Below are 22,852 nucleotides of genomic sequence, written 5' to 3' on the forward strand. Positions count from 1 at the left end.
GCATTCTTTGTGAGAATTCACTCAAATATCCAAAATATGAAAAAACCTCAAAGCTCATTTAGCTTTGAGGTTTTTATTATCAATATTTCCCAGTAGCACTAAATCATTTAAAAACGTGTTTTAAACTTCTTCGGCGCTTGGTTTTGTAGCTCTTGCATCTGTTTTTGCATCTCTTCAGTGCTTGGCATGTTATTTGGGTCAAGTCCCATTTGCTTTGCTATTTGCTGTGGGTTCACATCTTTAACACCCCCTTGCTGACCGCCACCGCCGAATAATGGACCGCCGCCGCCTGCTCCACCGCCACCGCCCATCAATCCTTGCATCGATTTCATCATTTTACTGATGCCTTCAGGCTTAGAGATCATTTTCATCATTTTTGCCATTTGCTTGTGTTGCTTGAGCAAACGATTGACGTCTTGAATCTCACGACCTGAGCCTGCAGCAATACGGCGCTTACGACTTGGATTGATTTTATCAGGATTTTTGCGCTCAAATGGTGTCATCGAATTGATCAGTGCTTCCATCTCACGCACTTTTTCTTCAGGCTTGGCATCTTCGACGGCTTTTTGCATATCAGAGCCGCCCATACCTGGCATCTTATCTAAGAAGCCTGCCATGCCGCCCATGCTTTTCATTTGCTGAAACTGGGTCAATAGATCTTCAAGGTCGAACTCGCCGCCCTTTTGCATCTTTTTCGCCATTTTTTCGGCTTTATCACGGTCAATTTTTTGCTCAACTTCTTCGACCAGACTTAAGACGTCACCCATACCAAGAATACGCTGGGCAATACGTTCAGGATGGAACAGCTCTAGCGCATCTAGTTTCTCACCGCGACCCAAGAATTTAATTGGCTTACCTGTGATGGCGCGTACAGAAAGCGCCGCACCGCCACGAGCATCGCCGTCAGTCTTGGTCAAAATAACGCCCGTTAATGGCAGCGCATCGTTAAAGGCTTTGGCAGTATTTGCCGCATCCTGACCGGTCATCGCATCAACAACAAACAGTGTCTCAGAAGGATTGACCGCAGCGGTTAACGCCTTGATTTCATCCATCATGGTTTCATCAATAGCCAAACGACCCGCTGTATCAATAATCAAGATATCTTGATATTGAATTTTAGCTTCCTCGATAGCACGCAAGGCGATATCAATCGGGTTTTCGTCGCTACTTGAGTTGACGAACTTGGCATTTACTTGCCCTGCTACTTGCTCAAGCTGGGCAATCGCTGCGGGACGATAAACGTCAGCAGACACCAACATGACTTTTTTCTTATGGCGCTCTTGTAAAAACTTTGCCAATTTACCAGCCGTGGTGGTTTTACCCGCCCCCTGCAAACCTGCTAGCAGATAAACAACTGGCGGCTTACCCGTCATCTCAAGCTGCTGATTGGCACTACCCATCATTTCGGTCAGCTCGTCATGGACGATTTTGACAAATGCTTGACCTGGCGCCAACTCTTTGAGCACTTCAGCACCAAGCGCTTGCTCTTTGACACGCTTTACAAAATCGCGGGTCACTGGTAGTGCGACATCGGCTTCTAATAGTGCCATACGCACTTCGCGCAAAGTGTCTTTGATATTGTCTTCGGTCAATTGTCCTGTGCCTGCGATATTGCGCAGACTCGACGATAATCGTTCTGTTAAAGTATCAAACATAAATAGCTCTCAGTTAAAATAATGCTGTGTAAAACTTAACTCTTTATCAATGAAAGAGCTGGTACATAAGATTTGAGTATGCGATGGCGGGCATTTAAGCCCAATTGCCAAGCATTTATCAGGAATACATAAGATGGTGCTCAATTGACTGCCATTTTATGATAAATTGGATAATTATTCTAATAATACCACTTTAGCATAAAATTAAGCGCGTATTTTGTGCCCATTATGAGATGAGGTTCTTTATCTTGCAACTTGCATTCTTACTTGCTGTGATGGCTTACTTTTTAGTCAGCACCTATATTGGTTGGGCGCTGATTCAAGATAGACCTATCCATAAAGGCCCAAGCTTAGGCTTATTATTTGTGGGCATGTTGGCACACGCAGGGCTACTTTATCCACACATAGTCACACTCTATGGGCTAAATTTCAATCTGTTTAATATCATCAGCTTGATCAGCTTATTCTTTTTGTTTTTTTACGTCATGTTTTCTCTGTATCGACCTATTGTCAGTCTGGGTATCCTTGCGGCACCGACCGCTCTTGTAGGTATGCTAATCGGTTATATTGGACGCGCGCCTTATCGTCCGATTACGGATATTAGCATTGGTCTTGAGTCTCATATCTTGCTGTCGCTTGCCGCATATTGTGTGCTGCTGATGGCAGCGGTACAAGCACTGTTTTTGCGACTACAAATACGTGAGCTTAAGCATCAATCGATTCACCGCTTTTGGGTCAACAAGCTGCCGTCTCTTCAAAGTATGGAGAGCCTATTATTCGATATGCTATTGGTCGGCTTTGTCCTGCTGAGCGTTGCACTGGGAATTGGCTTTATTTACGTAGATGACTTGATGGCGCAGCATCTTGTGCACAAAACAGCCTTTAGCCTGATGTCTTGGCTACTGTTTGGCGCGTTACTTATCGGTAATTGGCGTGCTGGATGGCGCGGAAAACGTGCCGCTAATATGACTATCTATGCTTTTATTTTATTAGCGATTGGCTTTGTCGGTAGCAAGTTTGTACTAGAGATGCTGTTATAGAACCAGTTCCACAATAGTAATATAGTAAAAAGCTGCGAGTATTAAATAATAATACTCGCAGCTTTTTTATTAAATATCTTTTAATACTCTGTTCTAAATTTCAAACCACTCTAATGAAAACCTAATTAAATACTACCGTCTTATTCCCTGCGACAATCACGCGATTTTGTACATGCCAATTGACTGCGCGTGCCAATACATTACGCTCGATATCACGACCAATAGCGCGCAGTTCAGTGACACCTTGACGATGGGTGACGCGGTGCACGTCTTGCTCAATGATAGGTCCTTGATCGAGCTCAGCAGTCACATAATGGGCGGTTGCGCCAATCAACTTCACCCCTTTATCGTAAGCTTGACGATAAGGGTCAGCACCAACGAACGCAGGCAAGAATGAATGATGAATATTGATAATCTGCATCGGCCAGCGCTTAACAAAGTCTGACGACAATATCTGCATATAGCGCGCTAGCACCAATAAATCATTACCCGCCATCAATGTATGGATCTTCTCTTCTGCGTCTACTTTATTATCTTTGGTCACTGGAACGTGATAAAAAGCGATACCAAAGTTTTCTACGGATTGGCGTAAAGCAATATGATTACTTACCACGCAGGTAATCTCGCAATCGAGCAAGCCGCGCTGATGACGCCATAATAAGTCTAATAAGGCATGATCAAATTTAGATACCAAGATACCAACTTTGGTCTTAATCGCATTGTCATGTAAGCGCCATTCCATATTGTGGCGTTTGGCAACGGTATGCGCAAAACTGGCTTCAAAGTTATCGATAATCTCGCTCAATCCTGCTAAAGCGAACTCTAAACGCATAAAATATTGACCGCCTTCGTGGGCGGTTGAGTACTGATCTAACGTAATGATATTGCCGCCATAGCGATGAATAAACTCAGATACGGCTTGTACGATACCGGCTTGGTCACGGCATTTAATCAATAGGGTCGCTGTAGCAGTAATAGTAGGAATCTCTCTAGGTGTCATTTGAAGTGACGTTTTTGGTGAAGCAATCGTTGCGGTGTCTGACATAATACGCTCAATTAAAAATAAAACTTGCTGCTTACTTTGAATATAGCTAACAGCATAGGAAACCGACTATTCTAATCGTTTTTGCAAGAATTTGCTGATTGAGTTGGTTGTATTTAATTATTGAGATTATAAATACAAAAACCCCCAACGCGAGGGTTGGGGGTTTTTGTATTTATAATTAATACTATCTAGAACTAGAACAGTTTAATTCAGTGCCAAAAGGGCTATTAGTATTTGGACGTAACGGTATACTAATATCAATATCATCTACTGAAGCTGGAAAATCAATCACTCTTGATTGTTGTGATTCGCTCCCATCTACTCGAGTATTCACGGTAACCTTAGCTCTGTACCAGTTTGCATATTGTTTAGGATAACGTATTGAAAAATCAACTCTACCAGTATTATCTGTTGTAAAGTTCTGATTAGGTTCAGCCTCCTGACCGCCTTCTAAAAGTACTGCTGCTACGTTTATAGGGTCTAAACGTCCATTCCCGTTAGTATCCTCGCCTTCATCTAGAATACCATTATTATTTAAATCTTCATTTTCACAGGTAACATCATTTCTGCCCCAAGACTTATTTCCAGAAATATCATTAATGATTTCAAAAAAGCCTTTAAGGTAGGTGTCAGGATTTAAATTAATAGTAACTTGCTGGTTAATAGCAGGCTTACCTGTGCTGTTTAGGACACTGATTGATCCTTTTCGGAAATAATATATCTCACTAGAATCAGTAGAAACTTTATCCGCAAAAGCAAAGCTAATAAAGGTGGATTTAGTTTGAACAGTAATTGATGAATTAGCTATTGGCACACTTACTGGTTTTTCCTTACCGTCTGGTAATTTGACAGCTTGTACTTCTGCCTTAATTATTACTCCATTTATACTAGTCGGGCTCTGTCCTGCATTATAAGTTACCATAGCAATACCATTGCTATTAGTATACGCAACCCCTTTACTTATACTACCAGCTGATGAATCATTGATCACAGTAAATTGCACAATGGCATTTTTTACTGGTGTATCATCTTTATCAAAAACTTTGGCAGTGACTTGCGTAGAGTCGCCAACATTAATAACCGCACGATCAGTTTGTAGAATCAGCTTAGTCGCTTCAGTTGACACAAAGTTTAATATAGTTTCTTTAGTTTCATTACCATATTGAGCACTAATAGTCGCATTACCAGGTACTTTTGAATCAATATAAAAGTCTACTTCTTTATTATTTACCGTAGATGTAATGCGAGAGTTGCCTTGATTACTAACATTAGTAGTAAAAAGTTCACCTTTGTTAGTTGATATAGTTACAGTATCCCCATCCACAGCACTTGGAACGTTTAATGTCATTTTCTTCCTATTTCCAACAATAATATCAGGTGTTTCCGAAAAGCTCAGACTTGAGCTGGTCGTAGATACTACTGTTAGAATATCAGGGATACGTTGACTAATCTTAATTCCTTTAACTTCTATACTGAACAGATAGTTATTGTTCACTGCCACTAAATCAGAAGCTTTTAAGTCAAAAGTAAAATTACCATTATTATCCAGTTTTCCAGTTCCGGCTTGTTTGTCATTACTGTATAAAATAACGTCTGTATTAGTAACAGGCGTTGCAGTCCCATCTAAAACCCTTCCCGACACGCTAAAGTTTTCTGAGGTAGTCACTATGTTCTTAGTTGATAAAACATTAATAGCGTTAGTACCAGAAACTATAATTGGCATTGTTTGTTTGACAGTACTATTATTCTTAATAAACACAGTCAATAGAGTTTCATGATCCAACTGAGAGTCAATATCTGCTTTACCTTGAATTAATTTAACAGTAACTAGTCCATTATCATCAGTAACCTGTTCGGATGGTTTGTCTAAAGATAATCCATACAATCTAGCGTCAGCAATACCTATGACAACAGGTACTCCAGCGACGATACCACCATTCTTATCGGTTACCCTAATATTTACAACAGTCTCATCTTTGCCTGTTAACAGCTGAGTTTTATCAGATGATATATATACTTCAGTCGCACTAGCTGAAGAGTCATCTGGGTTTTGATTGCCATTTCCATTTTCTAATACTGGCGGTAGTGAATCTACGCCATCTCCACCACCACAACCAGCCAGTGCCAATGCGCAGGTTAAAAAGGTGAGCTGAAATAATTTAGAGGTAGGTAATGAAGAATATGACATGTTTGGAACTCCGCAACGGCAATCATTTATATAAGTAAACAGGCAAAATCACTACACGGAATCCTAATAGATTGGTAATGATACATACATTTACAATAATGCCAATAGTATTAACAGATTGTATTAGATATATAACTGAGACTTTACTGACTTTTGTCATAACTTACAACTAAAAAGTGAATCCTCATTATTAAATAATCAATAACATAGGGCGCTCATTTCAGGGTATAATAGCTACCCTTTAAACCAACAACTATCACAAAAATATTTGAGTATTCATTACTTTTATGGTATAAATGTCGGCTTTAAAATTTTCTGATTTGGTTTGCCTGTTATTTGCCTTTAGATGACAGTAAATCAGCTCAACCTTCATATAGTTTTGTTTGGTGCAAAGCTGCCGCTTGCTGTGTCCATGCCGCAAATACGTGCAACTTGCCCAGACTGGTATGAGAAAAACTCATACCTCATAGATTAGGAGTTCGCCATGTCTAGAGTTTGCCAAGTGACTGGAAAGCGCCCTATGGTGGGTAATAATGTTTCGCACGCAAACAACAAAACCCGTCGTCGCTTTCTACCAAACCTTCACAACCATCGTTTTTGGGTAGAGTCTGAAAATCGTTTTGTACGTCTACGTGTGTCTACCAAAGGTATGCGCATCATTGACAAATTGGGTATCGATAAAGTGCTAGTAGATCTACGCGCACAAGGTCAAAAAGTTTAAGTAAATATTGGCAGCCTAATTTATCGATGAATGTCGCTATTTAGGCTGCTGTTATGCTGAATATTTACCAGCTCATATATTTATGACTGGATACTATCTACAGCAACTTAATACTTTAGACCCACACCTATCGATTGAAGACCGCTCATTTACAGGAAAGCCATCATGAGAGATAAAATTAAATTAGTATCAACTGCTGGTACTGGGTATTACTATACCACTACCAAAAACAAGCGCACTATGCCTGGCAAAATGGAAATCAAAAAATTTGATCCAAAAGTACGCCAGCATGTGATCTTTAAAGAAGCAAAAATCAAATAATCTCCATTTTTATAAATGGTTTTATTTGAACAAAAAAAGGGTTTATCAATTGATAAACCCTTTTTTATTGTCGTTATTTAGACTGACTACTATTTATCTATTTGCTATTGATTTATACATCATTAACTATAGTGCGTCGGCTCTTTGTCATAGACATGCGCATGCCATTGACTCATCTGCTTTTGCATAATCACTTGGATTGCAGCATGAATCATATGCTGCCCAATCGCTTGGGTATCACTACCTAATATCTCTTTTAACTTATCAGAAAAATCAATGGTCATCAGCGGCGCATCATCTTGTTCAGCATCACGTAAGAGCAATTTGCCATCGTCTGCTTCTACCAGCTCAAGGGTCGTCTCTTTAGCAAACCCTGCAAACTGATCGGTACTGTCATTATCTACTTCAATCTCATTATCGATATCGTATGGCATTCATTGTATCCTTATTATCCCGATTTATACCTGTAAAAAACGCGCTGATTCCACTTACTAAAGCTACTGTCTTACAGTCATGCGGGCAAAACTATCTTATTCATACAATGGACGCTTTGGCGCTATAATTCAAGGGCTATCCTATAAGTCTTTTGCACAACCTACGTTCGATGGTCTTAGTTTTATAGAAATTACCAACGTTTAACGCCAGTAACGCAGTTTTGCTAGGGTAAATAAGAAAGCAACAAACATACCCAGATAGTACATGAGCTTTAACTCTAATGTTGGATCGCGATATTTGAACGGTAACGCTACTGTCGCAGTCGCGGTTGGCAGTATCAATAACATGAGCAGCCAGTTTTCAAAGACGTGTAGCCAACCTTGCAAATCAGTTCCATGACGAAGTGAAGACAGTCCTAGCAGCAGGCAGGCAATAATTAAGCTGGTAAATAAACCATTTGGTAAATCTTTTGGATAAATGATATTGGCAATACTGGTCGGTATGATTCTCATGTAGAATTCCAGTCAAGCTTATAAAGCATGACTTAACGGTGAAAAAGTGTATCAAAAAACAACTTATAAAAATATTACAAGGTTATCTTCATTAAGAAGTTTTATCTTTACTAATAAAAATTTAACTATAAGTACCCATTAACCACAGCATTGAGATACAAGAGGTCAAATACCCCAAACTAATGGCATTCCAGCTCTCTATATGCATATCTTTAACCTTGTTAAGTAGGCGTGAACCTAGCCAAAATAAAAAGGGAATGCCTAGCATAAATGCGGGTACGATCACCGCCGCATGGCGTAATACTTCACCGGCATCTTCACCAACCATCAGGCGAAAGCCATAACCAGCTAGACTCAGAACAAGGGCGAACATGGCTAAGCCAATAGTAATACCTTTTGGCACTAAGCTACGTGATTGCGAGGCTTGCTGGGACTCGGCTCGATGTTTTGCATTTTGCATATTCATATTTTACCTTTAGCTGACATGTCGCTTAATATACTCAGTCATACAGCGGCTATTAATAATAGGTAACTTTACTACTTAATAGTATATAACTTACTATATGGGGCGTTACTCCCCATTTGCCAAGGCAAGCTCTGCACGCATGGCATCGATTGCTGCTTTATAATCTTCTTGATTAAATATCGCTGAACCGGCGACGAACATATCAGCACCTGCTTCGGCAATGGCGCGGATATTACTGGCTTTGATACCGCCATCTACTTCTAATCTAATATCACGACCGCTAGTAATGATACGCTGACGTACTTGGCGAACCTTTTCTAGCGTCCCTTCAATAAATGACTGACCACCGTAGCCAGGATTGACACTCATCAGTAGGACCTGATCCACTTTATCCATGACATAGTCTAAATAATGCAATGGTGTTGCTGGATTCAATACCAAACCACACTCAGCGCCGCCATCTTTAATCAACTGCAAAGAACGATCGATATGCGAGCTTGCTTCCGGATGAAATGTGATAATGCTGGCACCCGCCTCTAAGAACTGCTCAATCATACTATCAACAGGGCTCACCATTAGATGCACGTCAATTGGTGCATCAATCCCATAATCACGCAGCGCCTTACAAATCATGCTACCAAACGTCAAATTGGGTACATAATGGTTATCCATCACATCAAAATGGATGACATCAGCACCAGACGCCAATACACGTTCTACCTCTTCACCTAATTTGGCAAAATCAGCAGATAATATAGAAGGGGCGATTAGATACGGCTTAGAGGGACTGATCATAATTGAGCTACCTAATGGATATTTGACTAAGGATTTAATATATAGATGTATGCATAGCACGAATAATACGTATGTCTATTATAACGGATAATCAGGGTCTATAATGGGTACTGAGTATCGATATTATAGGTAGACTCAGCAGATACAGACACATGCAGACAATTAGCGCGGTTTATATTGGGTTTTGCAATAAGCACGACCTACCGTAAAACCTCGTATCGCTTCATGCTTAGTAGCGCGATTGCTCACACGTTGACGCCATGAGCGAAACGAGGACGGTTTTAGCACCTGACGCATAAGTGTAATGACGCCGGACTCATTGAGACCATAGCTATGCTCTATCGCCTCAAACGGTGTCCTGTCCTCCCACGCCATCTCTATCACGCGCGACACTTGTGACTCATCGAGGGCATGAACAGTCATATCATTGCTAGAAGCGGCGATAACTGAGCTTGATTTGACTGCATGAATTTGAGGATTACTTAAATTGGTACTGGTATGGTCTCGCTGTTTATTCTTTAAAGCAGCATCCATATCCGCTTGCATGGTGGCAAGCGTGGCTTTAGTAGCAACAGAATTATCCTCTACTGATGGAGTATCGGCAGTAACGGTACTTAAGTCTTGATAACTTGCCATAGGTATGACCTTTTAAATCTAAAATACTATAACGAACAATATAAGAGCAAATTTTAGCTAAGCTGTGCCATACGCCAGTGATGTTCAATATGGTCATTGATCACTGTTTGGATAAAATAATAGCTATGGTCGTGACCGGCTTGATAGCGCAATGTTAATGGCTGCTTGGCCTTTGTACAGGCTTGTTGTAACTTTGACGTTTGTAATTGACCATCGGCTAAAAACTCGTCGGCAGCGCCTTGGTCAACCAAGATGCTTGAGTATTGCTGACCGACTTGTTCAATCATCTGAGAAGCATCTGATTGCGCCCATAAGCTCTTGTCATCACCAAAATACTCTGTATAAGCTGCTTGACCCCATGCCGACTCACTAGCGGCGCACACAGGTGATAAAGCTGACACACTCACAAACTTGCCTGGGAACTTAAAACCCAATAATAAGGCGCCGTGACCACCCATCGAGTGACCCGTGATGCCGATACTATGAATCGGAAACTCTGAGCGTAATAAATCATATAGCTCATCAACGATGTAACTTTGCATATTAAAATGCTCAGCCCATGGTGCTTGCGTCGCATCGACATAGTAGCTTGCACCTTGACCAACAAAATAACGCTCATCGTTTGGTACTTCACTTCTTTCGATACCTTCACTACTTCTAGGAGAGGTATCTGGCGCGATAAATATCATGCCAAGCTCACTACATTTTTGTTGAAAATGCGCTTTGTGCGTCACATTATCCGCATTACAAGTGAGACCTGATAAATACAAAATCGCCGGACAACGCTGCCCTGCTAGTGCCTCATCAGGCAGATAAATACTAAAGGTCATCGGCGTCTTGGTAGCCGCTGATTGATGACTGTAATAACGCTGCTCACCATCAAAACAGCGATTGACACTTTTTTGCGTAAGCTGGGTGCTGGCTGAGAGACTGTGGTTATAAGAATTATTCATGAGCATTATCCTTTTTAGCTAAGATAAAATAGTTGAAAACAGATGCTTATTTAAAAAAGCATCAGATTAAAAATGGGATAAAAATCAGTTCGCTGTGTTCTTATTATCTACAACTGTATCTGCGCCCGTATCCGGTGAAATATTGATAGTCGTTGTCGCATTCGAAGTATCTATAATGCTAGCAAGCGGCGGTCGTGTTTTATCAAATAACACTTGCTCAAATGCTGGCAACGCCGTTTCCATCAAACTACCGATCACCATTTGCGGCTCTGATGGCTCAAAACCCATAGAGATCTCACGCTCTTCTACTCGATAAGCGGCGTCTTTAAAGGCAGCAGAAAAACTGGTGTTTTCTCTTAAGCTTTCAGCAAAAAATGCTTGACCAAAATAGGTCATCTCAGCACTATTGGTACAGCCAAATGACATCTTGTCCGTTGCCGAAGCGGTAATCACCACCGTCGTCGGTGACGCCAATTCATCAATAAACGAACCTGAATAACAAGCCGATACCACGATAACACGCCAGCGAATACCTGAGGCATCTAACGCCTCTCGCAGCCATGTCGCATCCAGATTATCCATCGCAAGCGGTGGATTAGATAAATGGATAAAATCCTGATCGCCATGTGACGATAGTGCCATAAATAACACGTCTTCATCAGCGTTCATCTGCTGACCAATTCTTTTTAAGCCGCGTAAAATACTGGTTTTGGTGGCAATTGGCTCATCTAGCCAAGTGTAGTTATTATTAATCAGTGCCAATGAATGCCCGCTAGTACCAAAACGCACATCAAACAGCTCACGTACTTTATTAATCTCAGAGCGGAAGACGTTTTGATCAGAGAATCCCGCCACACCCATAAAGTACCAATCACTTTTGCCCGGTATACTAGGATCTATACGAGCCAGCGCCTCTTGTAATAAACGCGGCTGCTCATATAATGCCGCTTCTTCTAACACCGGCTCTACCGGTATCTGCTTAAATATGGGCTGGTCAGCGACGTTACGCTGCCATATCGTCAATAGTGCAACGGCACCGATGAGGACGATGATCCGCTCCCACCACGGTATACGCAGGCGACGAGAAAATATCCATAACAATGCCAAGGTCTGCCATAAAAACAGCACCAAAAATAGCGTTGGTAAAAACGAATAACTCCAATCGGGCAACCAGCTATAACTGCCTAAAAACTGTACTAAGCTTTGTAATAGAGCAGATAAAGTATCAGCAACCAACCACAGTACGACAGGCACAAAAACCAGTGCTTGATTGCCTGCGCGCCGTGCGAGAATAATGCCGCCAAGCAGAATAATCATCGGCCATATAAGATAGCTTACTAACCCTTGCTCATTAAAAATACTGCCGTCTGGAGCGGCTAACCAAGAAAATAGGACATTACTACCCAAAGCCAATAGCGCAAATACAGCGAACTGAACAAAGGTAGGTTTAACCCAAGAGAATGCCCGTGTTGAGCCTACTAGCATCCACAAGGTTGCAATAATATTGGCAGCGAAATTGAGCGAAAAGCGCTGCAGCGAGACGGTTTTTAACGACGCAAGTGACAAAGACTTAGACCTCTAGCCAGTCGAGAGAAATAAAACAAATCAATGATAAAATATTTTGATAACCATGCCGTTTACTGTCTTTCATTTAATTTTTTTACATGGCATAGGGATATCAATTTTATATTTAATTCACTATGAAATGGATATAAGAGACGGATAGCGCACATCAATATTATTGACTAATATTTTAGCTCGCTAATCTATCGCGATTGTAACGGATTGTCGGTCAAGAGCATAAGGCTGAATTGTAAAATTCGCTTAAAAACCCATCAAAAAAGGAGGTCCTAAATTTAAGACCTCCTTTTTTATCAAAACCTTCTATCAAACCTTGAACATTATCTCATTAATAACTCATTAACACGTCTGAGATAAGCGGCTGGATCATCTAACTGACCGCCATCTGCTAGTAATGCTTGGTCAAAAATAACTTGCGCCAATTTGTCAAAATCTTCGACTGACTGCTCGCTACTTTCAAGCTTTTTAATGAGTGGATGATCAGGGTTAACCTCAAGCGTCGGCTTGCTTTCTGGCACATCTTGACCCATTTGCTTCAGCATCTGAATCATCTGTGGTGATAACTCACCTTCACCAACGACTAAGCAGGCAGGACTATCAACCAAACGCGTCGATACTTTAACGTCTTTGGCACGTTCGCCTAACGCCGTTTTTAGCTTATCAACGACAGGCTTCATAGTTTCTTGCGCTTTTTCAGCTTCAGCTTTTTCGGCTTCGTCTTGCAAGTCGCCCAAATCAACTGCACCTTTAGCGATGTTTTGTAGCGATGTCTCATCAAATGAGGTCAAGAAATTCATCGCCCACTCATCAACACGGCTAGTCATCAAGATAACTTCGATGCCTTTCTTTTTGAATAGCTCTAACTGTGGGCTATTTTTAGCAGCCGCTAGATTGTCAGCAGTTAGATAATAAATGGCTTTTTGACCGTCTTTCATACGCGCTTTATAGTCTTCAAAGCTGGTCGTCACACTATCTTGAGTACTGGTTGCATAACGCAACAATTTGGCAATACGTTCTTGATTGCCCATGTCTTCGCCAACGCCTTCTTTGATAACATCACCAAATTCAGCGTAGAACTGCGCAAATTTTTCTTGCTTATCACTGTCTTCACTGTTGGCTAGGCTAGCCAGCAAAGTCAAAATACGACGCGCGTTACCATCGCGGATAGATTTTACATCACGCGACTCTTGTAATAGCTCGCGGCTGACGTTCAATGGCAAATCGGCTGAATCGATGACACCTTTGACAAACCGCAGGTACATTGGCAACAGCTGCTCTGCCTCGTCCATAATAAAGACGCGCTTAACATAAAGCTTTAGACCATGCTGCTGCTCACGAGTATATAAATCTACAGGGGCTTTTTTCGGAATATATAGCAGCTGAGTATACTGAACACGACCTTCGACACGGTTATGCGTCCATGCTAGTGGCGCGTCCATGTCATAGGTGATATTTTTATAAAAATCGATATACTCTTCATCTTCAATCTCAGAGGCTGAACGTGTCCATAAGGCACTGGCTTTATTAATGGTTTCCCATTCGTCTGTTAAGACCATTTGACCATTGGCAGGCGTGTCACTTCCTTCTTCAACCTCATCTTCTTGCCAGACTTCTTTACGCATCTGAATCGGCAGGCTGATATGGTCAGAGTATTTATTAACCAACTGCTTAATTTTTCCCCGGTCTAAATAGCTGTCTTCGCCCTCACTATATTGCTCTTTTAAATGCAAAGTGATGGAGGTGCCACGAGTTTCTTTCGTGATAGGCTCAACAGTAAAGCTACCCGTACCATCTGATACCCAGCGTACGCCTTTATCCGCAGGTTCGCCAGCTTTGCGGGTTTCAACACTGATCGTATCAGCAACGATAAAGCCCGAATAAAAGCCAACCCCAAATTGACCAATCAACTGACCATCTTGCTTCTGTGATTCAGACAGCTTGTCTAAAAATGCTTTAGTACCGGACTTGGCAATCGTGCCTAAGTTTTCGATGGCATCAGCTTCGTTCATCCCGATACCGTTGTCGGTAAAGGTGATGGTTTTGGCATCTTCATCGACCGCAATGCGAATTTTTAGCTCGCCATCGTCTTCATAAAGGCTGTCATCATTGGTGGCTTCAAAGCGCAATTTATCACAGGCATCAGAGGCGTTTGAAACCAGCTCACGGACAAAAATATCGGAATTAGAATATAGCGAGTGCGTCACTAAGTGCAATAATTGAGCTACTTCTGCTTCAAAGGTATGTTTTTTTAATTCTGGGCTGCTTTTATCAACATTGATGCTATCAACTTTTTGATTATCAACTTTTTGATTATCAACTGGGTTCAGTTCACTCATAAAAAACTCCTTCAATTTATGTTAAAAACTTATTATAAGATAGCAGTCCTCAAACGAAACTTACTCAATGAATATTAGAGAGCTTACGTTTTGAACACTGCTAAGCTGTTTATACTAATAGGGGCGCGAGAGAAAATTTCAAGCGTAAAAACTTGATTCAATAAAAAACACCGCTCTAGTTTCCTGAGGCGGTGTCATTGTAATGATAATAGATTTAGCAAGTATATTTAGTAATACGTTTTTAGATAAACCTATCAGCTATAAGCAGCTAGGCAAGTGACGAGCAGGATCCGAATCACGGGCTGCCATTGCATCTTCAACACTTAATCCTAATGCTTTGGCAACGCCTTTGCCATAAGCGGCATCACACCAGTTACAGTTGCGAATGTGGCGATACTGAATAAAGTCCGGCACACCCGCCATATTGTTCGCTGTATTTTCAAATAGCACTTGTTGTTGCTCAGCACTCATCAAATTAAACAACGCTCTCGGTTGACTGAAATAATCGCTATCGTCTTCACGGAAATCATAATGCGCCGCATAGCCGTCAATTTTTAATGGTGGCTCAGCATAATCAGGCTGCTCTTGCCACTGGCTAAAGCTGTTTGGTTCATAGTGTGGGCGGCTGCCATAGTTATCATCGACACGTCCTTGACCATCACGATGATTGCTCATCACAGGGCAACGCGGCTTATTCACCGGAATTTGCTGATGATTGACACCAACACGATAACGCTGAGCATCGGCATAGTTAACCAAGCGATTTTGTAGCATTTTATCCGGTGAAACGCTGATACCCGGTACTAAATTACTTGGGGCAAATGCTGCTTGTTCCACATCGACAAAGTAGTTATCAGAGTTTTTGTTTAATTCAAACTCACCCACTTCGATCAGTGGGTAATCACCTTTTGGCCATACTTTGGTTAAGTCAAACGGATGATAAGGAACGGTATCCGCCTCAGCTTCTGGCATGATTTGCACATACATTTTCCACTTTGGAAAATCACGATTTTCGATGGCATCGTACAAGTCTTTTTGATGACTTTCACGATCCGAACCAACCACCTCTGCCGCTTCTGCATCGGTCAAGTTCTTGATGCCTTGTTGCGTGCGGAAATGGAATTTGACCCAGAAACGTTCTTTGGCCTCATTCCAAAAACTATACGTGTGCGAGCCAAAACCATGCATACTTCTATACGATGCTGGCAGACCGCGATCACTCATAACGATGGTGACTTGATGTAATGCTTCAGGTAATAAAGTCCAAAAGTCCCAATTGTTGGTCGCTGAACGCATATTGGTACGTGGATCACGTTTGACGGCTTTGTTTAGGTCTGGGAATTTGCGCGGATCACGTAAGAAGAACACAGGCGTATTATTACCCACCATGTCCCAATTACCTTCTTCGGTGTAGAATTTCAAAGCAAAACCTCGAATGTCACGCTCGGCATCAGCCGCGCCGCGCTCACCTGCGACGGTACTAAAGCGAGCGAACATCTCAGTTTGCTTACCAATTTCGCTAAAAATATCCGCACGGGTATATTTAGTGATGTCATTGGTCACAGTAAAAGTACCAAATGCGCCTGAGCCTTTAGCGTGCATACGGCGCTCTGGAATCACTTCACGGGCAAAGTTGCCTAGCTTTTCATTTAGCCAGATATCTTGTGCTAATAATGGACCACGCTTGCCTGCAGTGAGACTGTTTTGATTGTCTGCAACTGGTGCGCCGTTGCTCATCGTCAATTGGGTCGGTGCATAGGGACAGTTTTTGTCGCTGCTATTATTACTGTTGTTGTCGCTCATAATCATATTCCTTTGGATAGCAAATGGATGAAAGTACAAAACCTATTCTGAATAAGCCTCTAATAATATATCCAGAATAGTTGTAAATGTTTCTGAAAAACGGCTATTTTTATTCATAGTAACCTGTAAACACAGTAATCTTGCCTTGTTAGACACCATTACAACCGATCAGCATTGATTTGTATAATTAATTAATTACATGCTTTCGTTTTGTTTTTCAGAATTACTCAAAATATTGTCTAACTCATCCAAATGCCTTTCATTCATAGGGCGATCTCAAACAATGACTACCTATTGGATACATCTTTTCATTAGCGCGGCATGGGACGAATGGTCAGAATTTGCTCACTACGACCAAAAGGTCCTTGCGTATCATGTAATATCGCGCTGCTAATCCCTATGCCATCAGCACCGTATTGCTGCACTGCCTCAATGCCAAGCCAGCGACCTTGCGGCGCGCGGTGCATATGAATTTGCAAATCAGTATTGGGGAACATCCATTCCAGTTTTGCCATCCCCAGTCCAAGCCTTGGTACAACCCCATTGGCAGTATCGGCCATGCCCAATAAATGCACCATGTCATGGGTAGGCATACCCTCTACCATGTCGATATCATTGGTCATCCATACCATACCTTTACCAGGACGACGATTAGGTTCAGCTACCAAACGTACGCTTTCAATGAAACCGCCGGGCCAACCTTTCATACCATCCCAAGCGGGTAACGCTTCAGGCTTATATATGGATTTTTGATCTTCAAGCCCTGCAATGACACTGGTATCTTGAGTAATCAAGCGCCATGCACGCGCAATGATGGCATCGCGACCACGACTGCTCATCACTGCTTCGATAAGCTCAATGGTCCTACCCGGACGGATACATCGCGTAGTCACGATAAAATCGTCAAGCGGTATCAGCCCTAAAATATCTAAACTGATACGAGCAATGCGCATATTTTCTTGTGGTATAAAACTTTGTAATTCGGCAGTGAGCAAGCCGGTGGCTGGCGCCATATGTTGCTCATGCTCGTTCCAAGCGCCTTGCGCATGCTTCGTTGGCTGATAATAAGCAACACTACTACCATCTGCTTGCTGCTCACGTTTTATAAAGGTGTAATAAGCTGACATGAATGTCCTCGAATGCTTTTTAAAATATATGAATTATGTATAAAAGTAGGCTTTCTTTGTTTAGCGCATAAGGGCTTGTTTTTGCACCGTCAGCAGCGTGCGGCTTTTGGCCATTATAAATAATAGAAAAACCATAACAGCAATAAGCGCGCCATATAACAGACTGTAGTCTCTCATAAACTGGGTTGCATTTAACATCAGCATCCCTATCAGGATGACAATCGTAAATGTATTGATCTTTAATTGCTTGTTGATCTCATCAAGACTGGCTTCTGCCAACACAAATCTTTTTTTCTGCTTTTTCATTTTACGTCACCTATCTAACGCTATATATAAAGCTCTCTTATTTTATTTGCCAACTTGAGTCATTGGAATCCGTAACGCTTTTGGCAAGCTAAAGGTAACATTTTCCTCAATACCCGACAGCTCGCTTGGCAAATCGCCACCCCAATCTTGCAGCTGCTGTAGTACCTCTTGAATCAATACTTCAGGCGCTGAAGCCCCAGCAGTCACGCCTACACTTTGTATACCATCAAACCAATTTACATCCATTTCAGTGGCATTATCAATCAAATAAGCACGGCAATTCATGCGCTCTGCCAATTCGCGCAAACGATTAGAGTTTGATGAGTTGGGTGAACCAACCACCAAAACCACCTCACAGCGACTGGCCAAATCTTTGACCGCATCTTGACGGTTTTGAGTGGCATAACAGATATCGTCTTTGCGCGGACCTTGGATATGCGGGAATTTTTCACGTAGCGCATCGATCACGCGCGCGGTATCATCCATCGATAAAGTCGTTTGGGTCACAAATGCCAAACGCTCAGCATCTTGTACGCTCAAAGCTTCGACATCGGTCTCGTTTTCGACCAGATGAATCTGTCCACCATGACGGTGGTTAAAGCGTCCCATAGTGCCTTCTACTTCAGGATGTCCCGCATGTCCAATCAATACCGCATCCATACCATCCTGCGCAAACTTAGCGACTTCGATATGCACTTTAGTGACCAAAGGACAAGTGGCATCAAACACCGTCAAATCACGGCGCTCTGCCTCATCTTCAACGGCTTTTGAAACCCCATGAGCGGAAAAAATAACAATAGAGCCGTCCGGTACTTCATGCAGCTCTTCGACAAAAACAGCGCCGCGGTTGGCAAGATCTGAGACCACGAATTTATTGTGTACCACTTCGTGACGGACATAAATGGGTGGCTCAAAACGTAACAGTGCTTCGTTGACAATCGCAATCGCGCGATCCACACCAGCACAAAATCCACGTGGATTGGCAAGATAAATTTGCATAAGAAGGCCTATCATTAGATAATTTATATAAAAGCCTAGGCTTAAAGCTTAAGCCAGCGAAACTTTTATTCAAAAGTTGGGATAAAATCAATAGCCTACTTTAGCATAATTTGCTTTTAAAGCAGTTTATAATGAGGCATCGATTAATATTTTTACCACCATAGATGATGGTGTTTTTTCTTTTTACCAGCCTTTTATATTAATTCGAATACTTTTGTTTATTTATCAAGACACAATTCACTAGGACACACTGTATGACAGGTTCATTATTTATTATCACCGCCGCCTCAGGTACGGGCAAGACCTCACTGGTAAAGCAACTACTTGCCACCACCAATGACTTGACTGTCAGTGTTTCACACACCACACGCACGCCGCGCCCAGGCGAGATTGATGGTCATCATTATCATTTTACTGACGTCGATAATTTTGTGACCGCTGTGGCTGAAAATAAGTTTTTAGAACACGCTGAAGTGTTTGGCAATTACTACGGCACCTCAGAGCGAAGTGTGCGCACGCAGTTAGAAGCAGGCGTTGATGTTATCTTAGAGATTGATTGGCAAGGGGCGCTGCAAGTCAAAAAAATCTTTACCGATGCCATCATGATTTTTATTTTACCGCCAAGTATTGCCACTTTACGTCAACGCTTATCAACGCGTGGACAGGACAGTATGGAGGTGATCGAGCAGCGTTTGGCTGGTGCTGTTAATGAGATGGCGCAGTACGTCAATTTTGACTATGTCATTATTAATGACAGTTTTGAGGTTGCTTTAACTGAGCTTAAAGCAATTATCGTTGCCGATAGACAGACTCTAAAGCGTCAACAGCAGCGTTATCAGCGCACGATTACCAATCTACTTAGCAATACAGTAGACGAGTAAATAAAGCGTTGATATGTCTTAATGCTTCATCTTGAAAATAGTTATCAGCAGACAAGCAAAAAGCAATTACGCCTGCAAGCAAAAAATGCTATAATGTCTAGCTATCCCCCTTTATATTTTTGATATTATTTTTATTGAGTGGCGTGCCATGCTCGCAACCAGTAAAAACAACCGAGGTAGCTATTTATGGCACGAGTGACGATTGAAGATTGTTTGGATAATGTTGATAATCGCTTTGAGCTGGTTCTGGTCGCAAGCAAGCGCGCACGTCAGTTGGCTAAAGGCATCGCAGAGCCGTTGGTTGATGTTGATAACGACAAGCCAACAGTATTGGCATTACGTGAAATCGCTGCTGGTAAAATTACCCGTGATATTTTAAATCAGCCAGAGCATAACTTTGCTACTAGCTCGTTAGATCTAGCATTGTCAGGCGATCATAGCTTCTAATAAATTACCGTAAAAAGTATGAATTTAGCAAGCATACGAGTATTGACTGACGATAGAGACCACAGCATAGGCTGTGGTTTTTTGGTTGTAATGATACTGGCTTTACTGTTTTAGTAACCGTTTGGCTTTTAAAACCTAACCTTAAGTAAGAATTCTCCAGTTTTTACACTAGCTTATTGCTTAGCGGTTGACATTGGCGGCGATTTACGATTAATTAGAGGGTAGTCTGCCCATTTTTCAGCTTTATTCTTAAGCTCTATATTAATAGCTCAGCACTTATTCAGCCATTCTTTACCTTGCTAAATCATCATTTAAGCAGGTAAAAGAACATAGGATCGTGACTTTATGATTCAAAACTTGCCCAAACTCAGTCATCCGTTAGTTGATGACGCTCAATATAATCTGCTGCGTTCAGTAGGTTACCTCACGGGCGCTGAACGCCGTGATATTGTTGATGCCTGTGAGTTCGGTGATGTTGCGCATATTAAAGACAAGCGCAAGTCAGGAGAGCCTTATATCACGCATCCGATTGCGGTCGCTGAAATACTAGCCGGCTTTCGCTTAGATCGAGATACCATCATTGCGGCAATTTTGCATGATACGGTTGAAGATACGGAAGTGAGCGATGAGCAGATAGAGCAGCGTTATGGCAAAGTGGTTTCTAGGCTGGTCGATGGTGTGACCAAATTAAAATCATCGACGCATAATAAACAAGAAAATAAAGCGGCGACCTTTCATAAAATACTGACTGCTACCCTCGCAGACCCACGTGTATTGATTATTAAGCTTGCTGACCGTTTGCACAATATGTCGACCCTAGATGCGGTACGTCCTGAAAAACAACGTACCACCGCGCAAGAAACTTTAGACTTTTATGTGCCCTTTGCACGGCTCATGGGTCTCAACGATATTGCTGATTATATCGAGGTACTTTGTTATCGCAATCTTAACTCTGAGATGTATAACAAGATCTCTGATAAATTGCTACAACATGGGCTTGGGCGCAATTTTCAGAGAGAAGCCATTCATCGTTATTTGAGTATTGTTCTCAATAATCTTGATCTTGATGGCATGGTTAAAGTCTTAGACAATCGCGTGGTTATCTTCCGGCAATTTTTCCGTAATCGCGGCGAGATTAATGCACTGCTACGCCATTACGCGTTTGAGATTGTGCTAGACAATATCGAAGCTTGTGACAAACTTGCCTACTATCTCATTAAAAAATATCAAATTGCGGACAGTCATATCGCGGACAATATCCGCAGACCTTTACCCGGTGGCAATCAATCGCTGACGCTTATCTACGAGCGCGACAATGATTTTGTTAAAGTAACGATTTTGACTAAGCAGATGCAAAGTGCTGCAAGGCTTGGGGTTATTGGTGCAGAGCATGCCTCTGATGTCAGTCAATCAGTCATTCAGGCGTCATTACGCAATATGAAAGATTTGGTCGATGAGGACTGTTTAAACGAAGGCAATCCTGATTTTGCCGCCGCGGTATCGACCATTAATGAGCTGATGGATTACCTGCATTCTAGTAAAATCATCTGTTATAGCCCGCAAGGTCGCGCTTATGAGTTGCCACAAGGTGCGACTGCGCTAGACTTTGCTTATGCCGTTGGTCCGATGGTTGGCAATGTCGCGGTTGGCGCTAATATTGATAAAAAACATGCCAAGCTTGGGACGGTAGTCAAAAATGGACAGTTAGTAGAAATCGAGGTTAATAGCCATTCTGAGCCAAAAGCAGAATGGCTTGGGTTTGTGGTTACTAATAAAGCCCGTGTAGAGATTTTGCGTTGGTTCAAAGATTTATCGGCGGCTGATAAGCAGCACCATGGTAGACAAGCACTAGATCGCGCACTGAAAACTTATCAAAAAAGCTTGGACGATCTAACCGATAGTGACTGGAAGAATCTAACAGAATGGCGTGGACTGACTGAGAAATCAGCGCTATTTGAGCAAATAAGCTCCGGTACGTTATTACCGCAACTCGTGGTCACGCGTTTGTTTAGCGATGAAGTCTGTGATATCCAATCGCAAGAACGTATCGATGACATGACCCAACCACAGCAACTGATCGTCAATGCTTCAGGCGTTGAGCTTGATTTTGCCAATTGTTGCCATCCGATTTATGGTGATCCTATCGTTGGACATTTATCCCGTCATGGTCTGGTCGTGCATCGACATAAGTGCTTTTCACTAGACGATATTCGTAAAGACAATCCCTATCAAGTCATCCAATTACGTTGGCGCAATGATAAGGCGATCAAGCAAAGTGACTCAGAAGATCACGATAATAAAATTCGTTTTCCTGCTTATTTAAAACTGTCTATAGCACTGAGCGACGAGCAAATCAGTAAAGTTATTTATAATCTGCGGCAGTTAAATATAGGGGTTGAAAAGGTCGACGTACGTAGCAATGATACTATCATTCATATTGTTGTTCGTAGTCGCAATCACTTAGCCCAAGGTATTCGTGAACTACGCTCCTTACTTGGTTTCCCCAATATTATGCGTTTATATCAACTATAAATACTTTTATAATCATAACTGTTAAAATATATGCCTTTTAAATTATCTCTTAACGCATAGATGATTTTGAAAT

Annotated in this window: 21 protein-coding genes; 6 read left to right on the forward strand and 15 right to left on the reverse strand. The window is 41.9% G+C overall.

The window, feature by feature from the left end; genetic code table 11:
- Positions 1 to 107: 107 nt before the first annotated feature.
- Positions 108 to 1,655: a signal recognition particle protein gene (gene ffh, locus VLA57_RS03455; protein WP_333954361.1), complete on the reverse strand. Its 1,548-nt coding sequence runs from the start codon at positions 1,653 to 1,655 to the stop codon at positions 108 to 110.
- Between the two features lie 233 nt (positions 1,656 to 1,888).
- On the opposite strand from ffh, the gene VLA57_RS03460 reads away from it, so the two are divergent.
- Positions 1,889 to 2,695: a cytochrome C assembly family protein gene (locus VLA57_RS03460; RefSeq protein ID WP_333954362.1), complete on the forward strand. Its 807-nt coding sequence runs from the start codon at positions 1,889 to 1,891 to the stop codon at positions 2,693 to 2,695.
- A gap of 121 nt (positions 2,696 to 2,816) precedes the next feature.
- Here VLA57_RS03460 and purU read toward each other — a convergent pair whose 3' ends face one another.
- Together purU and VLA57_RS03470 are read right to left on the reverse strand one after the other, a co-directional pair.
- Positions 2,817 to 3,695: a formyltetrahydrofolate deformylase gene (purU, locus tag VLA57_RS03465; RefSeq protein WP_223145226.1), complete on the reverse strand. Its 879-nt coding sequence runs from the start codon at positions 3,693 to 3,695 to the stop codon at positions 2,817 to 2,819.
- Positions 3,696 to 3,924: 229 nt separating this feature from the next.
- The gene (locus VLA57_RS03470; RefSeq protein ID WP_333954363.1) at positions 3,925 to 5,928 is read right to left on the reverse strand and encodes a hypothetical protein; all 2,004 of its coding nucleotides are present in this window, start codon (positions 5,926 to 5,928) and stop codon (positions 3,925 to 3,927) included.
- A gap of 484 nt (positions 5,929 to 6,412) precedes the next feature.
- On the opposite strand from VLA57_RS03470, the gene rpmB reads away from it, so the two are divergent.
- Positions 6,413 to 6,649: a 50S ribosomal protein L28 gene (gene rpmB / locus VLA57_RS03475; protein ID WP_011280972.1), complete on the forward strand. Its 237-nt coding sequence runs from the start codon at positions 6,413 to 6,415 to the stop codon at positions 6,647 to 6,649.
- 165 nt (positions 6,650 to 6,814) lie between these two features.
- Positions 6,815 to 6,970 carry a 50S ribosomal protein L33 gene (gene rpmG / locus VLA57_RS03480; RefSeq protein ID WP_010201403.1) on the forward strand — a complete coding sequence of 52 codons (156 nt, stop codon included), beginning with the start codon at positions 6,815 to 6,817 and terminating at the stop codon, positions 6,968 to 6,970.
- Positions 6,971 to 7,092: 122 nt separating this feature from the next.
- On the opposite strand, the gene VLA57_RS03485 is transcribed toward rpmG, so the two are convergent.
- The 12 genes from VLA57_RS03485 to ispH form a co-directional block, all read right to left on the reverse strand.
- Entirely contained in the window at positions 7,093 to 7,404 is a 312-nt protein-coding gene (locus VLA57_RS03485) for a hypothetical protein (protein ID WP_011514309.1), read from the reverse strand.
- A 201-nt stretch (positions 7,405 to 7,605) separates the two neighbouring features.
- Positions 7,606 to 7,917 (reverse strand): hypothetical protein, encoded by a 312-nt coding sequence (locus VLA57_RS03490; RefSeq protein WP_011514310.1) that lies wholly within the window; start codon positions 7,915 to 7,917, stop codon positions 7,606 to 7,608.
- Between the two features lie 121 nt (positions 7,918 to 8,038).
- Positions 8,039 to 8,383 carry a hypothetical protein gene (locus tag VLA57_RS03495; protein ID WP_149409298.1) on the reverse strand — a complete coding sequence of 115 codons (345 nt, stop codon included), beginning with the start codon at positions 8,381 to 8,383 and terminating at the stop codon, positions 8,039 to 8,041.
- Between the two features lie 105 nt (positions 8,384 to 8,488).
- Complete coding sequence (gene rpe / locus VLA57_RS03500) at positions 8,489 to 9,178, reverse strand: ribulose-phosphate 3-epimerase (RefSeq protein WP_011514312.1); 690 nt, start codon at positions 9,176 to 9,178, stop codon at positions 8,489 to 8,491.
- Positions 9,179 to 9,340: 162 nt separating this feature from the next.
- Complete coding sequence (locus VLA57_RS03505) at positions 9,341 to 9,601, reverse strand: TIGR03643 family protein (protein ID WP_201765233.1); 261 nt, start codon at positions 9,599 to 9,601, stop codon at positions 9,341 to 9,343.
- Positions 9,602 to 9,867: 266 nt separating this feature from the next.
- Positions 9,868 to 10,767, reverse strand: a complete 900-nt coding sequence (gene fghA, locus VLA57_RS03510; RefSeq protein WP_333954369.1) for an S-formylglutathione hydrolase — start codon at positions 10,765 to 10,767, stop codon at positions 9,868 to 9,870.
- An 84-nt stretch (positions 10,768 to 10,851) separates the two neighbouring features.
- Positions 10,852 to 12,333 carry a C13 family peptidase gene (locus VLA57_RS03515; protein WP_333954370.1) on the reverse strand — a complete coding sequence of 494 codons (1,482 nt, stop codon included), beginning with the start codon at positions 12,331 to 12,333 and terminating at the stop codon, positions 10,852 to 10,854.
- Positions 12,334 to 12,668: 335 nt separating this feature from the next.
- The gene (htpG, locus tag VLA57_RS03520; protein WP_333954371.1) at positions 12,669 to 14,684 is read right to left on the reverse strand and encodes a molecular chaperone HtpG; all 2,016 of its coding nucleotides are present in this window, start codon (positions 14,682 to 14,684) and stop codon (positions 12,669 to 12,671) included.
- Positions 14,685 to 14,942: 258 nt separating this feature from the next.
- Complete coding sequence (locus VLA57_RS03525; protein WP_333954372.1) at positions 14,943 to 16,487, reverse strand: catalase; 1,545 nt, start codon at positions 16,485 to 16,487, stop codon at positions 14,943 to 14,945.
- A gap of 311 nt (positions 16,488 to 16,798) precedes the next feature.
- Entirely contained in the window at positions 16,799 to 17,614 is an 816-nt protein-coding gene (locus tag VLA57_RS03530) for a thioesterase family protein (RefSeq protein ID WP_020444166.1), read from the reverse strand.
- A gap of 60 nt (positions 17,615 to 17,674) precedes the next feature.
- A complete protein-coding gene (locus VLA57_RS03535) occupies positions 17,675 to 17,920 on the reverse strand; it encodes a hypothetical protein (protein ID WP_333954373.1) in 246 nt (81 codons plus the stop codon).
- Between the two features lie 42 nt (positions 17,921 to 17,962).
- Positions 17,963 to 18,919 (reverse strand): 4-hydroxy-3-methylbut-2-enyl diphosphate reductase, encoded by a 957-nt coding sequence (gene ispH, locus VLA57_RS03540; protein WP_333954374.1) that lies wholly within the window; start codon positions 18,917 to 18,919, stop codon positions 17,963 to 17,965.
- Between the two features lie 254 nt (positions 18,920 to 19,173).
- Here ispH and gmk point away from each other — a divergent pair, with 254 nt between their 5' ends.
- From gmk to VLA57_RS03555, 3 genes are all read left to right on the forward strand, one after another.
- On the forward strand, positions 19,174 to 19,800 hold the full coding sequence (gmk, locus tag VLA57_RS03545; protein ID WP_333954375.1) for a guanylate kinase: 627 nt from the start codon (positions 19,174 to 19,176) through the stop codon (positions 19,798 to 19,800).
- A 186-nt stretch (positions 19,801 to 19,986) separates the two neighbouring features.
- Entirely contained in the window at positions 19,987 to 20,247 is a 261-nt protein-coding gene (gene rpoZ, locus VLA57_RS03550; protein ID WP_011280985.1) for a DNA-directed RNA polymerase subunit omega, read from the forward strand.
- 345 nt (positions 20,248 to 20,592) lie between these two features.
- Positions 20,593 to 22,779, forward strand: coding sequence for a RelA/SpoT family protein (locus VLA57_RS03555; RefSeq protein ID WP_020444169.1), 2,187 nt, complete (start codon positions 20,593 to 20,595; stop codon positions 22,777 to 22,779).
- Positions 22,780 to 22,852 lie beyond the last annotated feature (73 nt).

Source organism: Psychrobacter sp. S4(2024) (assembly GCF_036861305.1).
GTDB classification, from domain to species: domain Bacteria; phylum Pseudomonadota; class Gammaproteobacteria; order Pseudomonadales; family Moraxellaceae; genus Psychrobacter; species Psychrobacter cryohalolentis.

Coding starts and splice junctions, on each gene's coding strand:
- VLA57_RS03525 (WP_333954372.1), bottom strand. CDS start 16,487: ATGAGCGACAACAACAGTAATAATAGCAGCGACAAAAACTGTCCCTAT.
- VLA57_RS03495 (WP_149409298.1), bottom strand. CDS start 8,383: ATGAATATGCAAAATGCAAAACATCGAGCCGAGTCCCAGCAAGCCTCG.
- VLA57_RS03535 (WP_333954373.1), bottom strand. CDS start 17,920: ATGAAAAAGCAGAAAAAAAGATTTGTGTTGGCAGAAGCCAGTCTTGAT.
- htpG (WP_333954371.1), bottom strand. CDS start 14,684: ATGAGTGAACTGAACCCAGTTGATAATCAAAAAGTTGATAATCAAAAA.
- rpmG (WP_010201403.1), top strand. CDS start 6,815: ATGAGAGATAAAATTAAATTAGTATCAACTGCTGGTACTGGGTATTAC.
- VLA57_RS03530 (WP_020444166.1), bottom strand. CDS start 17,614: ATGTCAGCTTATTACACCTTTATAAAACGTGAGCAGCAAGCAGATGGT.
- VLA57_RS03505 (WP_201765233.1), bottom strand. CDS start 9,601: ATGACTGTTCATGCCCTCGATGAGTCACAAGTGTCGCGCGTGATAGAG.
- ispH (WP_333954374.1), bottom strand. CDS start 18,919: ATGCAAATTTATCTTGCCAATCCACGTGGATTTTGTGCTGGTGTGGAT.
- fghA (WP_333954369.1), bottom strand. CDS start 10,767: ATGAATAATTCTTATAACCACAGTCTCTCAGCCAGCACCCAGCTTACG.
- ffh (WP_333954361.1), bottom strand. CDS start 1,655: ATGTTTGATACTTTAACAGAACGATTATCGTCGAGTCTGCGCAATATC.
- purU (WP_223145226.1), bottom strand. CDS start 3,695: ATGACACCTAGAGAGATTCCTACTATTACTGCTACAGCGACCCTATTG.
- VLA57_RS03490 (WP_011514310.1), bottom strand. CDS start 7,917: ATGAGAATCATACCGACCAGTATTGCCAATATCATTTATCCAAAAGAT.
- rpoZ (WP_011280985.1), top strand. CDS start 19,987: ATGGCACGAGTGACGATTGAAGATTGTTTGGATAATGTTGATAATCGC.
- VLA57_RS03555 (WP_020444169.1), top strand. CDS start 20,593: ATGATTCAAAACTTGCCCAAACTCAGTCATCCGTTAGTTGATGACGCT.
- rpe (WP_011514312.1), bottom strand. CDS start 9,178: ATGATCAGTCCCTCTAAGCCGTATCTAATCGCCCCTTCTATATTATCT.
- VLA57_RS03460 (WP_333954362.1), top strand. CDS start 1,889: ATGAGGTTCTTTATCTTGCAACTTGCATTCTTACTTGCTGTGATGGCT.
- gmk (WP_333954375.1), top strand. CDS start 19,174: ATGACAGGTTCATTATTTATTATCACCGCCGCCTCAGGTACGGGCAAG.
- VLA57_RS03470 (WP_333954363.1), bottom strand. CDS start 5,928: ATGTCATATTCTTCATTACCTACCTCTAAATTATTTCAGCTCACCTTT.
- VLA57_RS03485 (WP_011514309.1), bottom strand. CDS start 7,404: ATGCCATACGATATCGATAATGAGATTGAAGTAGATAATGACAGTACC.
- rpmB (WP_011280972.1), top strand. CDS start 6,413: ATGTCTAGAGTTTGCCAAGTGACTGGAAAGCGCCCTATGGTGGGTAAT.